Origin of the sequence: Pseudomonas sp. Z8(2022) (assembly GCF_025837155.1) — a bacterium.
GTDB lineage: Bacteria > Pseudomonadota > Gammaproteobacteria > Pseudomonadales > Pseudomonadaceae > Aquipseudomonas.
The window spans coordinates 4,116,220-4,129,647 of record NZ_CP107549.1; the positions used below are offsets into that span (position 1 = coordinate 4,116,220).

12 protein-coding genes and 1 other RNA gene are annotated in these 13,428 nt (G+C 64.9%); 10 read left to right on the top strand and 3 right to left on the bottom strand.

The window, feature by feature from the left end:
* Positions 1 to 172 precede the first annotated feature (172 nt).
* From OEG79_RS19475 to OEG79_RS19515, 9 genes are all read left to right on the top strand, one after another.
* A complete protein-coding gene (locus OEG79_RS19475) occupies positions 173 to 382 on the top strand; it encodes a TIGR02449 family protein (RefSeq protein ID WP_013713533.1) in 210 nt (69 codons plus the stop codon).
* Complete coding sequence (locus tag OEG79_RS19480) at positions 379 to 684, top strand: cell division protein ZapA (protein ID WP_264146583.1); 306 nt, start codon at positions 379 to 381, stop codon at positions 682 to 684. The genes OEG79_RS19475 and OEG79_RS19480 overlap by 4 nt, the downstream gene beginning before the upstream one ends.
* 67 nt (positions 685 to 751) lie before the next feature.
* Positions 752 to 930, top strand: a non-coding RNA gene (ssrS, locus tag OEG79_RS19485) — 6S RNA.
* A gap of 49 nt (positions 931 to 979) precedes the next feature.
* A complete protein-coding gene (locus tag OEG79_RS19490) occupies positions 980 to 1,576 on the top strand; it encodes a 5-formyltetrahydrofolate cyclo-ligase (RefSeq protein WP_264146584.1) in 597 nt (198 codons plus the stop codon).
* A gap of 380 nt (positions 1,577 to 1,956) precedes the next feature.
* Positions 1,957 to 2,406 carry an EVE domain-containing protein gene (locus OEG79_RS19495; protein ID WP_264146585.1) on the top strand — a complete coding sequence of 150 codons (450 nt, stop codon included), beginning with the start codon at positions 1,957 to 1,959 and terminating at the stop codon, positions 2,404 to 2,406.
* A gap of 50 nt (positions 2,407 to 2,456) precedes the next feature.
* Entirely contained in the window at positions 2,457 to 4,313 is a 1,857-nt protein-coding gene (locus OEG79_RS19500; RefSeq protein WP_264146586.1) for a diguanylate cyclase, read from the top strand.
* A gap of 67 nt (positions 4,314 to 4,380) precedes the next feature.
* Complete coding sequence (locus OEG79_RS19505) at positions 4,381 to 5,448, top strand: HlyD family secretion protein (RefSeq protein ID WP_264146587.1); 1,068 nt, start codon at positions 4,381 to 4,383, stop codon at positions 5,446 to 5,448.
* The gene (gene rbbA, locus OEG79_RS19510; RefSeq protein WP_264146588.1) at positions 5,445 to 8,150 is read left to right on the top strand and encodes a ribosome-associated ATPase/putative transporter RbbA; all 2,706 of its coding nucleotides are present in this window, start codon (positions 5,445 to 5,447) and stop codon (positions 8,148 to 8,150) included. Before OEG79_RS19505 ends, rbbA begins: the two co-directional genes overlap by 4 nt.
* The gene (locus tag OEG79_RS19515) at positions 8,150 to 9,274 is read left to right on the top strand and encodes an ABC transporter permease (protein ID WP_264146589.1); all 1,125 of its coding nucleotides are present in this window, start codon (positions 8,150 to 8,152) and stop codon (positions 9,272 to 9,274) included. The genes rbbA and OEG79_RS19515 overlap by 1 nt, the downstream gene beginning before the upstream one ends.
* Before the next feature lie 83 nt (positions 9,275 to 9,357).
* Here OEG79_RS19515 and OEG79_RS19520 read toward each other — a convergent pair whose 3' ends face one another.
* On the bottom strand, positions 9,358 to 9,762 hold the full coding sequence (locus OEG79_RS19520; protein ID WP_106735092.1) for a flagellar basal body-associated FliL family protein: 405 nt from the start codon (positions 9,760 to 9,762) through the stop codon (positions 9,358 to 9,360).
* Positions 9,763 to 9,917: 155 nt separating this feature from the next.
* Between OEG79_RS19520 and OEG79_RS19525 the strand changes: the two genes are divergently transcribed.
* A complete protein-coding gene (locus tag OEG79_RS19525; protein ID WP_264146590.1) occupies positions 9,918 to 10,898 on the top strand; it encodes an NADPH:quinone oxidoreductase family protein in 981 nt (326 codons plus the stop codon).
* 52 nt (positions 10,899 to 10,950) lie between these two features.
* On the opposite strand, the gene OEG79_RS19530 is transcribed toward OEG79_RS19525, so the two are convergent.
* Together OEG79_RS19530 and ubiD are read right to left on the bottom strand one after the other, a co-directional pair.
* Positions 10,951 to 11,919, bottom strand: a complete 969-nt coding sequence (locus tag OEG79_RS19530; RefSeq protein ID WP_264146591.1) for a CDP-6-deoxy-delta-3,4-glucoseen reductase — start codon at positions 11,917 to 11,919, stop codon at positions 10,951 to 10,953.
* The gene (gene ubiD, locus OEG79_RS19535) at positions 11,919 to 13,385 is read right to left on the bottom strand and encodes a 4-hydroxy-3-polyprenylbenzoate decarboxylase (protein ID WP_264146592.1); all 1,467 of its coding nucleotides are present in this window, start codon (positions 13,383 to 13,385) and stop codon (positions 11,919 to 11,921) included. Before ubiD ends, OEG79_RS19530 begins: the two co-directional genes overlap by 1 nt.
* Positions 13,386 to 13,428: the final 43 nt, after the last annotated feature.

A 13,428-nucleotide genomic window follows, 5' to 3' on the forward strand; every position in this document is an offset into this window, starting at 1 on the left:
CGCAATCTCTAGAATGGAGGCTTCGTATCCTAGCACCGGCAAGCGCGCCAAGACCATCCGAGGCCGCCGGTGTGATGCCGTCATCTGCATCACACCACTGCCAACCTTGGTTTGACCCATGACCGGGACAGGCCTATATAGTCCAGCCATTCCCTCCCCATAGCGAGAGCCCATGGAAGACGCCGAACTGCACGCATTGACCGCCAAGCTGGAGCTGCTGATCCAGCGTGTCGAGCAGCTAAAGGCTCACAACCGACTCCTGCTGGCGAATGAACAGGCCTGGCGCGAGGAACGCGCTCATCTGATCGAAAAGAACGAATTGGCCCGGCACAAGGTCGAATCGATGATTTCGCGCCTCAAAGCCCTGGAGCAGGACTCATGACCCAGCCGAACACCGTGACCGTCCATATTCTGGACAAAGAATATTGCATCGCCTGCCCGCAGGATGAACGCGCCAACCTGGAAAGCGCCGCCCGCTACCTGGACGGCAAGATGCGCGAAATCCGCACCAGCGGCAAAGTGATCGGTGCCGACCGCGTGGCGGTGATGGCCGCGCTGAACATCACCCACGACCTGCTGCACAAGCAGCAGCGCCTGGACCAGGACGCCAGCTCAACCCGTCAGCAGGTGCGTGATCTGCTCGACCGAGTCGACCAGGCACTGGCCGACGACTCGGCCCCCTGAGAACCCACATGCCTGCCTGTTCGTCGCAGGCCGCCCCCGAGGTGCGCCATTGGGGTATACTGAGCGCCACTTCCTGGGGTGTGCGCCAGTCGGGGATGTCCCTGAGCCGATACGCACAACCACGGGGGTTGCATGTTGGGGCAGGTGTGCATATCCGCCTGACGGAAAGCCTTAACGCCTCCTGCAACCTCCACCTTGAACTTTCGGGTTCAAGGGCTAAACCGACAGCGGCACGCTGGGAAGTCACCCTTTCCCCCGGTAGCCAGCGCTACCTCCCTCGTTTCATCCTGCGCTCATGACCACCTCCGCCCCACTCAGTCGCCCGCAACTGCGCCGCGTGCTGCGCCAGCGTCGCCGTGCGCTCAGCCGCAGTCAGCAGCGCATTGCCGCGCGCAACCTGTACAGACAGCTGGCGCAAAGCCCGGCATTTCGCCGTGCCCGACATATCGCGCTGTACCTGCCCAACGATGGCGAGATCGACCCGCGGCCGCTGCTGGCCGCCGCGCAGAAACGCGGCAAGCGCACCTACCTGCCGGTACTCAGCGCCTGGCCGCGCACCAAGATGGTCTTCCAGCAGGTCACCCGGCACGAGAAAATGGCGGGCAATCGCTTTCGCATCCTCGAACCGCGCCCGCAGCCCAAACGCCAACGCAGGGTCTGGGCCCTGGACCTGGTGCTGCTGCCGCTGGTGGGTTTCGATGATCGTGGCGGGCGCCTGGGCATGGGCGGCGGGTTCTACGACCGCGGCCTGGCCTATCTGCGCAGGCGCAAAAATTGGCACATGCCGACACTCCTGGGCCTGGCGCATGAGTGTCAGCGAGTGGACGAGCTGGCGATGGCCAGCTGGGACGTGCCCTTGCGGGCGACGGTGACGGACAGGGCGTGGTATTGAGACGAGCGATGCGGCACCGCGCTCCCTGCGGTGCTTACGCTGGCAACCCGCGACTCAAGGCTGCTGCGTTACATTGACCGGAGCGTCGCTCTGGCGCTCCCAAAGGCTCTGGGTGTAACCCGTGGTAACCACACCCAGGCTGAACAGTACAACGAGAACCCACAAAAGATCTGGCTTGCGTTTCATCTATTGCCTCCCCCTTCAAGGCAATGCGCGCGTTGGTCGCGCGTTATTGTTGTGTACAACATGACGGCGCCAAGCGTTTAGCCGGGCATTTTCCGCCAGCACGAGGCACGGCGCAATTTCTGGCGCCAACCGACCGTCGGAGATTTCGCTCAAACGAGCGTTCGCTTACCGACAAATTCGCAGGAGCAAAGTTCATGCCTTATTGGCTGATGAAGTCCGAACCCGATGAATTGTCCATTCATGATCTGCAGCGACTGGGCAAAGCGCGCTGGGATGGTGTGCGCAACTACCAGGCGCGCAACTTCATGCGGGCGATGCAACGGGGCGACCTGTTCTTCTTCTACCACTCCAGTTGCCCGCAACCCGGTATCGCCGGCATCGCACGCATTGCCGGCGAGGTATACCCGGACCCTACCGCGCTCGACCCGCAGAGCCACTACCACGATCCCAAGGCCAGCCCCGAGAAGAATCCCTGGAGCGCCCTGGATGTTGAGTTCGTCGAAGCCTTCGATGACGTCCTGACGCTTCAGCAGTTGAAGAACAATCCGCTGCTCGCCGACCTGGCGCTGGTACAGCGCGGCAGCCGCCTGTCGGTCATGCCGGTGACCGAAGCCGAATGGACGGCAATTCTCGCCATGCGTTGAGCGGAACACGGCACTGTGCTATCACCCACACAGAGCCCAGGGAGTTCTCCATGCCGGCATCCTCCGCCTGGCCAGCGCGTCTTGCGCTGGCCTTCCTGCTATTGGTGCTGAGCTGCGCCAGCGTATTGCTCTGGCGGCAGATCGAGAGCGTGCAACAGCAGCGCGTCGATGAGCGTGTCGGGTACCAGGCCCGCAGCCTGGCACGCCAGCTGGAAAGCACGCTGCACCTGGAGGTGGCCAGCCTCGGGCGCATCGCCCGGCTGTGGAATGACCGGGGCCGCCTGCTACATGCCAGCTGGGAGGAGGAGGTGGAACGCGTACTCCGCGATTTTCCCGCCTACCAGTCGATCCAGTGGGTCGGTGCGGATCTGCGCATGCGCTGGCTGCTACCGGTGCCCGGCAATGAAGCGGCGCTGAACTTTCAGCTGTTTCCGGAGCATCCCAACTACCCACTGGCCATGGACGCCCGCCAGACCGGCGAGCAGCGTTTCTCCAACAGTTTCGAGCTGGTCCAGGGCGGCCGCGGCTTCATACTCTACACACCGCTTTACCGCGAGCAGGATGGGATCAGGCTCTTCGACGGCTTTCTTCAGGGCGTCTTTCGCGTCGAGCCGCTGATGCAGGAGCTGCTTGCCCAGATCGACCGCGAAGAATTCAATCTCGAACTGCTGGAGAACGGCACCAGCCTGTTCCGCCACGGCGCAGCAGACGCCGATGAACGGCACAGCCTGCAACTGGGCCTGAGTCTGCTCAACAACCAGGGCTTCAGCCTGCGCCTGAGCCCTACTGCACGGTTGCTCAACCAACTGGAAACACCCTTGCCCGGCGTCGTGCTCGGCGCCAGCCTGGCGATCGGCCTGCTGCTGGTCGCCGCGCTGGCCCTGGCCCTGGAAAACAGCCGCCGAGCCCATGCCCTGCAGCTGGCCAACCGGCGTTTCAGGCAGGAGGCCGAGCGCCGCGAAGAGACCGAACAGCGCCTGCGCGAGAACCGTGAACGCCTGCAACTGGTACTCGACCTGACCGACTCCAGCCATGACGGCCTGTTCATCTTCGACAGTGAAAGCCGCGAGCTGCTGCACATGAATCACGCCACCTACGCCACGCTCGGCTACCGCCCGGAGCAGTTCGCCGAGCTGCTGCGCGACGATCCCGAGAAGCTCATGCCGGGCTTCCATCGCTGGCTCAAGCAGGCTCACCAGGCGCAGCGCGACAACCTCTCGCGGATCTTCCAGCGCGAGCTGATCCGCCGCGACGGCACTCGCCAGCCGGCGGAAATCAACACCCAACTGGTCGAGCTGGGCGGCCGCGAGTACCTGATCGCGGTGTCGCGCGACAACAGCGAACGGCTGCAGCTGGAAGCGCAGTTGCAGCGGCTTTCGCAGGTCGATGGCCTGACCGGGCTGTTCAACCGGCGCTACTTCGACCAGCAGCTGCAATCGGAATGGCGCCGGCTGCGCCGGCTCGGTGCGCCCATTGCACTGCTAATGCTGGATATCGACCACTTCAAGGCCTACAATGACGCCCTCGGCCACCAGGCCGGAGACGATGCGCTGCGCCGGGTCAGTGCAGCCCTGCGTGAAAGCCTGAACCGCGAAGGCGACACCGCCTGCCGTTACGGCGGCGAGGAGTTCGCCATCATCCTCGTCAACACCCATCAGGAGGGCGCCGAGCAGGTCGCCGCACGCATCCATGCGGCGGTTTCCAGCCTGGATATCAAGCACCCAAGCAGTCCGCTGGGGCGTTTGACCCTGAGTATCGGCATCACCGTAGTGGATCCGGTGATTAACGAACAGCCAGGCGAATTGCTCGCCCAGGCCGATCAGGCGCTGTACCGTGCCAAACATGAAGGGCGTAACCGCACCTGCCTGTGGCAGCCGCCCGTGCTTGACTTGCATCAAGCCACCTGAGGCCCATTCGGCAGACAATCGACAGGTCGTGAAAACTCCGCAACCGGGGTTCAACAGGGAAGCCGAAATGATCAACATCACATCTCGCCAGGCCGTTCTGCTCGCTGCCGCCGTCGCCCTACTGGCTGCCACAGCCTGGTGGCAGCTGCGCCCGAACGGCCTGGGCGAGGGCTTCGCCAGCGGCAACGGACGCATCGAAGCCACCGAAGTGGATGTGGCCACCAAGCTGGCCGGGCGCGTTGCCAACATCGAGGTCGACGAAGGGGACTTCGTCGAGCCAGGCCAGGTTCTCGCGCGCATGGACACTCAGGTGCTCGAGGCCCAACTGGCGCAGGCCCGCGCCCAATTGCGCCAGGCCGAGAATGGCCAGACCACCGCCGCCAGCCAGATCAGCCTGCGCCAAAGCGAGAAGCTGGCTGCCGAAGCCGTGGTGCGCCAGCGCCAGGCCGAGCTGGATGCCGCACGCAAACGTCACGCGCGCAGCGCCACCCTGGTCAAGCGCAACGCCCTGCCTCAGCAGACGCTGGATGACGATCTGGCCCGCCTGCAGAGTGCCGAGGCTGCGCTGGCCGCCGCGCGCGCTCAGGTTAGCTCGGCCGAGGCCGGTATCGCCGCCGCGCAATCGCAGGCCATCGAAGCGCAATCGGCGACCGAGGCCGCCCGTGCCAGCGTCGAGCGCCTGCAGGTGGACATCGATGACAGCTTGCTCAAGGCGCCGCGTGCCGGTCGCGTGCAGTATCGCGTCACACAACCCGGCGAAGTGCTGGGTGCCGGCGGCAAGCTGCTCAACCTGGTGGATCTCACCGACGTCTACATGACCTTCTTCCTGCCCGAGCGCCAGGCCGGTCGCGTCGCCCTCGGCAGCGAGGTACGCCTGGTGATCGACGCTGCGCCGCAATACGTGATCCCGGCCAAGGTCAGTTATGTCGCCAGCGTCGCCCAGTTCACGCCGAAGACCGTGGAAACCGCCAGCGAACGCGAGAAGCTGATGTTCCGGGTCAAGGCGCGCATCGACCCCGAATTGCTGAGCAAGCATCTACAGCAGGTCAAGACCGGCGTACCGGGTATGGCCTATCTGCGCCTCGACCCCGACGCCGAATGGCCCGCGCACCTGGCGATCAAGGTTCCGCAATGAGCACGCCGGTCGCACGCCTGGCCGGCGTCGGCCTGCGCTACGGCCAGACCCACGCCCTCGACGCCATTGATCTGCAATTGCCGGCGCGCTGCATGGTCGGCCTGATCGGCCCGGACGGCGTCGGCAAATCCAGCCTGCTGGCGCTGGTTGCCGGCGCGCGCAAGATTCAGGACGGCCAGGTCGAGGTGCTAGGTGGCGACATGGCCGATGCTCGCCACCGGCGCAACGTCTGCCCACATATCGCCTATATGCCGCAAGGCCTGGGCAAGAACCTCTATCCCACGCTGTCGGTGTTCGAGAACCTGGACTTCTTCGGCCGCCTGTTCGGCCAGGACGCTGCCGAGCGCGAGCGACGCATCGACGATCTGCTGCGCAGCACCGGCATGACTGCATTTCGCGAGCGCCCGGCGGGCAAGCTGTCCGGCGGCATGAAGCAGAAGCTGGGGCTGTGTTGCGCGCTGATCCATGACCCGGATCTGCTGATCCTCGACGAGCCGACCACCGGCGTCGACCCACTGTCGCGCAACCAGTTCTGGGAACTGATCGCGCGCATCCGCACGCAGCGCCCGCAGATGAGCGTGCTGGTGGCCACGGCCTACATGGAGGAAGCCGAGCGCTTCGACCATCTGGTGGCCATGGATGCCGGCCACGTGCTGGCCGAAGGCAGCCCGGCCGACCTGCGTGCACGCACCAGCAGCGCGAGCCTCGAGCAGGCCTTTATCGCCCTGCTGCCGGAGGAACGCCGACGCGACCATCAGCAGGTGGTGATTCCGCCCCTGCATGGCAGCAACGAGATCGCCATCGAGGCCAAGGGCCTGACCATGCGCTTCGGTGATTTCGTCGCCGTCGATTCGGTGTCGTTCCGCATCCGCCGTGGCGAGATCTTTGGTTTTCTCGGCTCCAACGGCTGCGGCAAGAGCACCACCATGAAGATGCTCACTGGCCTGCTGCCGGCCAGTGAGGGCGAGGCGCTGCTGTTCGGCCAGGCCGTCGACCCTCGCGACATGGCCACGCGCAAGCGGGTCGGCTACATGTCCCAGGCGTTCTCCCTGTATGGCGAACTGACCGTAAGGCAGAACCTGGTGCTGCATGCGCAACTGTTCCATGTCCCGACCGAGGAGATCGAACCACGCGTGGCGCAGATGGCCGCACGCTTCGACCTCGGCGAGGTCATGGACATGCTTCCCGAGCGCCTGCCGCTGGGCATCCGCCAGCGTCTGTCGCTGGCCGTGGCGGTGATCCACAAGCCGGAGATCCTGATCCTCGACGAGCCCACCTCGGGCGTCGACCCGGTCGCCCGCGACGGCTTCTGGCAGCTGATGCTCGACCTGTCGCGCCAGGACGGCGTGACCATCTTCATCTCCACCCACTTCATGAACGAGGCGCAGCGCTGCGATCGCATCTCGCTGATGCACGCCGGCAAGGTACTCGACAGCGACACGCCGCAAGGCCTGATGGAAAAACGCGGGCTGGATAGCCTCGAAGCCACCTTCATCGCCTACCTGCAGGAGGCGGTTGGCCAACAGCCCGCCAGCGAGGCGCCGCCGCTTGAACAGGCACCACCACCGCAGCGCCAGCTATTCAGTTTGCGCCGCCTGCTCAGCTACGCCCGGCGCGAAGCGCTGGAACTGCGCCGCGACCCGATCCGCGGCAGCATGGCGCTGCTCGGCACGGTGCTGCTGCTGTTCATCATCGGCTACGGCATCAGCCTGGACGTGGAAGACCTGACCTTCGCCGTGCTCGATCGCGACCAGACCACCACCAGCCAGGAATACCACCTCAACCTGTCCGGCTCGCGCTACTTCCTGGAGAAGCCGCCGCTGCGCGACTACGCCGAGCTGGAGCGGCGCCTGCGCAACGGCGACATCAGCCTGGCAGTGGAAATCCCGCCGCACTTCGGCCGCGACCTCAAGCGCGGCGCCGCCCCGCAGATCGGCATGTGGATCGACGGCGCCATGCCGACCCGCGCCGAGACCATCAAGGGCTACGTCAGCGGCCTGCACCAGCACTACCTGGCGGAGCTGGCGCGGCGCTCGCCGCAACCCCAGGCGACCAGCGCCGCCACCCTGGAAGTGCGCTACCGCTACAACCCGGACGTGGAGAGCCTCAAGGCCATGGTGCCGGCGGTGATTCCGCTGCTGCTGATGCTCATCCCGGCGATGCTCACGGCGCTGGGCGTAGTGCGCGAGAAGGAGCTGGGCTCGATCATCAACCTCTACGTCACGCCGGTCACCCGCCTGGAGTTCCTGCTCGGCAAGCAGCTGCCCTACATTGCATTGGGCCTGTTCAACTTCGTCCTTTTGGTACTGCTGGCGGTGACCGTGTTCGACGTACCGCTCAAGGGCAACGCGCTGACCCTGCTGGCAGGCGCCCTGCTCTACCTGGCCTGCGCCACCGGCCTCGGCCTGCTGATGTCGACCTTCACCAAGAGCCAGATCGCCGCGGTGTTCGGCACCGCCATCGCCACCCTGCTGCCGGCCATCCAGTTCTCCGGGCTGATCTACCCGGTGGCCTCGCTGGAAGGTTTCGGCGCGCTGGTTGGCCAGCTCTACCCCACCTCGCAGTTTCTGGTGATCAGCCGCGGGCTGTTCTCCAAGGCGCTCGAATTCCATGACCTGGTCGGCTACTTCCTCACCCTGGCGCTGACCATCCCCTTGCTGACGCTGCTCAGCGCCAGCCTGCTGCGCAAACAGGAGGTCTGATGGAACGCCTGGCCAATATCCTGCACCTCGGCATCAAGGAGCTGCGCAGCCTGCAGCATGACTTGGCGCTGGTGCTGCTGATCCTCTGGGCCTTCAGCATGGGCATCTACTCCGCCGCCACCAGCATGCCGGAGAGCCTGCACAACGCCGCCATCGCCGTGGTCGACGAAGACCAGTCGCAGCTCTCCGAGCGCCTCATCCAGGCCTTTCAGGAGCCCTATTTCCGTACGCCGGAGCGCATCGATCTGAGCGAGATGGATCGCGGCATGGATTCCGGGCGCTATACCTTCACCCTGAACATTCCGCCGAACTTCCAGCGCGACGTGCTCGCCGGCCGCAGCCCGGCGATCCAGCTCAACGTCGATGCCACCCAGGTGAGCATGGCCTTCACCGGTGCCGGCTATATCCAGAACATCGGCGCCAGCGAGGTGGCCGAGTTCGTCCGCCGCTACCGTGGCGAGCTGCAGCAGCCGGCTGAACTGGCGCTGCGCATACAGTTCAACCCCAACCTGACGCGCGCCTGGTTCGGCTCGGTGATGGAGGTGATCAACCAGATCACCATGCTGTCGATCATCCTCACTGGCGCGGCGCTGATCCGCGAGCGCGAGCACGGCACCGTGGAACACCTGCTGGTGATGCCGGTGACGCCGCTGGAAATCATGCTGGCCAAGGTCTGGTCGATGGGGCTGGTGGTGCTCACAGCTGCGGCGCTGTCGCTGCTGCTGGTGGTACAAGGCTGGCTGCAGGTGCCGATCGAGGGTTCCATCGCGCTGTTCCTGGCCGGCGCGGCGCTGCACCTGTTCGCCACCACCTCGATGGGCATCTTCTTCGGCACGGTGGCGCGCTCGATGCCGCAATTGGGCCTGCTGATCATCCTGGTGCTGTTGCCGCTGCAGATCCTTTCCGGCGGCACCACCCCGCGCGAAAGCATGCCGGAGCTGGTACAGCAGATTATGCTGGCGGCGCCGACCACCCATTTCGTCGCGCTGGCCCAGGCCATTCTCTATCGCGGCGCCGGGCTGGCTATCGTCTGGCCGTACATGCTGGCCATTGCCGGCATCGGCGCGCTGTTCTTCGTCGCGGCGCTCACCCGCTTTCGCAAGACCCTGGCACAGATGGCCTAAACAACATGTAGGAGCGGCTTCAGCCGCGAATCGCTTTTACCCTCACCGCTAACACAGCGTCCGAACGCCAAGAGAATTCGCCGCTACTGAATGATCAGATTGTTGAACAGCAAGTCTTCGACGATGGGCTTGCCCTCTTCGCCATTGATCGCGTCCTGCACCTTCTTCAACGCTTCCAGGCGCAGGTTCTCACGGCCATCGGGGGCATTGATGGTCTCGCTGGTCTGGGCCGAGAACAGCATCACCATCTGATGACGGATCAGCGGCTCATGCTGCTTGAGCTTCTCCTCGGCTTCGGTGCCGGTGACTCGCAGCGACACATCGGCCTTGAAGAACTTGAGGCGGTTGCCCTGATCCGCCAGATTGCCGATCAGCGCCGGAAACAGGTTGTGATAAATCGTCGTAGGCGCCTCTTCCTTCTTCTCCGAAGAGGCCAGGGCAGGCAGGCAGATCGACAGGCTCAGCAGCAGGGCGGTCAACAGTTTCACGTTCGGCACTCCATCGGGGATGTGCCTAGCATAGCCATCCCCACGCCAGCACCCAAGCCCGGCGCTTATGCCGACCTATCAGGCATGGGCATGCTCGTTGACCCACGGCAGGCGCTTTCTACACTGCATGGCACCCTGCAAGAGGAATGACCTTCATGAAAGCCCTGCTGTGCAAAGCCTTCGGCCCCGCCGAGACCCTGGTACTGGAAGACCTGCCAAGCCCCGAACCGAAAAAGAACGAGGTGCTGATCGAGGTGCAGGCCGCCGGGGTCAACTTCCCCGACACGCTGATCATCGAAGGCAAATACCAGTTCAAACCACCCTTCCCCTTCGCCCCGGGCGGTGAAGTAGCCGGCGTGGTCAAGGCCGTTGGCGAGAAGGTCAGCCACCTGCGCGCCGGTGACCGGGTGATGGCGCTGACCGGCTGGGGCGGCTTCGCCGAAGAAGTCGCCGTGCCGGCCTACAACGTGCTGCCGGTGCCCAAGAGCATGGACCTGACCACCGCGGCCGCCTTCGGCATGACCTACGGCACCTCGATGCACGCCCTCAAGCAACGCGCCAACCTGCAGCCCGGCGAAACCCTGTTGGTGCTCGGCGCCTCGGGCGGCGTCGGCCTGGCCGCGGTGGAAATCGGCAAGGCCATGGGTGCCAGGGTAATCGCCGCGGCAAGCAGCGCCGAGAAGCTGGAAGTGGCACGTAATGCCGGCGCCGACGAACTGATCAACTACAGCGAGCAGAGCCTGAAGGACGAGGTGAAGAAACTCACCAACGGCCAGGGCGTCGACGTGATCTACGACCCGGTGGGCGGAGCGCTGTTCGAGGAAGCCTTCCGCAGCATCGGCTGGAACGGCCGCTTCCTGGTGGTGGGTTTTGCCGCCGGCGGCGGCATCCCGGCTCTGCCGGCCAACCTGCCACTGCTCAAGGGTGCGTCGCTGGTCGGCGTGTTCTGGGGCTCGTTCGCCCAACGCCAGCCGCAGGACAACGCAGCCAACTTCCAGCAGCTCTTCGCCTGGCACGCCGAGGGCAAGCTCAAGCCGCTGGTGTCGCAGACCTTCCCGCTGGAACGCGGCGGCGAAGCGATCAATGCACTGGGCCAGCGCAGGGCGGTGGGCAAGCTGGTGGTGACCGTCCGCTGACAGCGCGCTCGGCACCGTGACAGAAGAAGCCGCCCAAGGGCGGCTTCTTCATTCAGCTCCGCGGCGCGTAGGCGAATACGTCGGCGCGCATCTGGTACGCATCCATCCCCGCTTCGACCAGTGCATCGAGCGTGGCGTAGACCATGGCGGGTGAGCCGCTGGCGTAGACGTGCAGCGACTTGAGGCTGGGGAAATCCTGGCGCACGGCCTCGTGCAAGAGGCCGCAACGGCCCTGCCAGCCACACTGGTCGCTGACCACCTGGTGCAGGTGCAGATTGTCCAGTTGCTGCCACTCGGCCCAGTGCGGCAGCTCGTAGAAGTCCTCGGGCCGACGCGCGCCCCAGTACAGGTGCACCGGGTGGGCGAAGCCGCTGGCGCGGCAGTGTTCGATCAGGCTGTGCATCTGGCCCATGCCGGTACCGGCGGCGATCAGCACCAGCGGGCCACCGGGCAGATCGGCCAGATGGGTATCGCCGTAGGGCATCTGCACGCGGGCCATGCCGCTGATGCGCAGATGCTCCAGCAGGGCAATGCTGCTGTCCTCACGGGCGAGGATATGCAGCTCCAGCTCACGTCCGGAATGCGGCGCCGAGGCCATGGAAAAGGCCGCCATCTCGCCGTCCGGTCGCTGCAGCAGCAGGTATTGCCCGGCGTGGTATCGCGGCGCCTTGCCGGCCGGGGTGCGCAGGCGCACGCGGAACACGTCGCCGCCCACTTCCCGACAATCGATCACCTGACAGCTCAGCTCGCGCACCGGCAATTCGCCCGGCGCCAGCACGCCGTCCCAGTGCAGCACGCAGTCTTCCAGCGGTTCGGCCAGGCAGGTGAACAACTCGCCATGATCCAGTTCGACATCGCCCTGGCGCACTCGCCCTTCCACCAGCAAGGCAGCACAGATATGGCAGTTGCCGTTGCGGCAGCTTTGCGGGCAGTCGTAGCCCAGACGGCGAGCGCCATAGAGGATGCGCTCGCCCGGCTGCAGCGCCAGGGTGACGCCGGAAGGTTGCAGGGTGACGTTCATCAATCGATTCCCAGCTCGCTCCACAGCGCGTCAACACGCGCCACCACGGCCGGATCCTTCTCGATCGCGCGGCCCCATTCGCGGCTGGTTTCACCCGGCCACTTGTGGGTGGCGTCCAGGCCCATCTTCGAGCCCAGGCCGGAGATCGGCGAGGCGAAGTCGAGGTAGTCGATCGGTGTGTTGTCGATCATCACCGTGTCGCGCTTGGGGTCCATGCGCGTGGTAATCGCCCAGATCACGTCGTTCCAGTCCCGTGCATTGATATCGTCGTCGGTGACGATAACGAACTTGGTGTACATGAACTGTCGCAGGAACGACCACACACCCAGCATCACGCGCTTGGCGTGACCCGGGTACTGCTTCTTCATGGTCACCACCGCCATGCGGTAGGAGCACCCTTCCGGTGGCAGGTAGAAGTCGGTGATCTCTGGGAACTGCTTCTGCAGGATCGGCACGAACACTTCGTTCAGCGCCACGCCGAGAATCGCCGGCTCATCTGGCGGCCGGCCGGTGTAGGTGCTGTGGTAGATCGGCTCGCGGCGACGGGTAATGCGCTCGACGGTGAACACCGGGAAGGTGTCGACCTCGTTGTAGTAACCGGTGTGGTCACCGTAGGGGCCTTCCGGCGCGGTTTCGCCCGGATGGATAACGCCCTCGAGGACGATTTCGGCGCTCGCCGGCACCTGCAGATCACTGCCGACCGCCTTGATCAGCTCGGTGCGATGACCGCGCAACAGACCGGCGAAGGCGTATTCGGAGAGGGTATCGGGCACCGGCGTGACGGCGCCGAGAATGGTCGCCGGGTCGGCGCCGAGCGCCACGCACACCGGATAGGGTTTATCCGGATGTTTCTGCCACCAGTCGCGGTAATCCAGAGCGCCGCCGCGATGGCTGAGCCAGCGCATGATCACCTTGTTGCGGCCGATCACCTGCTGGCGGTAGATACCGAGGTTCTGCCGCTCCTTGTTCGGTCCCTTGGTGATGGTCAGGCCCCAGGTGATCAGCGGCGCCACATCGCCCGGCCAGCAGTGCTGGATCGGCAACTTGCCCAGGTCGACGTCGTCACCCTCCTCGATCACTTCGTGGCAAGGCGCATCCTTGACCACCTTGGGCGCCATGGAAATGACCTTTTTGAAGATCGGCAGCTTGCTCCAGGCGTCCTTGAGCCCCTTCGGCGGCTCCGGCTCCTTGAGAAAGGCCAGCAGCTTGCCGATCTCGCGCAACTCGGAAACATCCTCCGCGCCCATGCCCAGGGCCACGCGCTTTGGCGTGCCGAACAGGTTGCCGAGCACCGGTACATCGAAGCCCGTTGGCTTCTCGAACAGCAAGGCCGGGCCGCCCTTGCGCAGGGTGCGGTCGCAGATTTCGGTCATTTCCAGAACGGGCGATACCGGCGTCTGGATGCGCTTGAGTTCACCGCGCTTTTCCAGTTCACGGATAAAGTCGCGCAGATCGCGATACTGCATGCAGGAGCCTCGTGTCAGGCGGGCTGGAGTCGGGGCGCAAAGT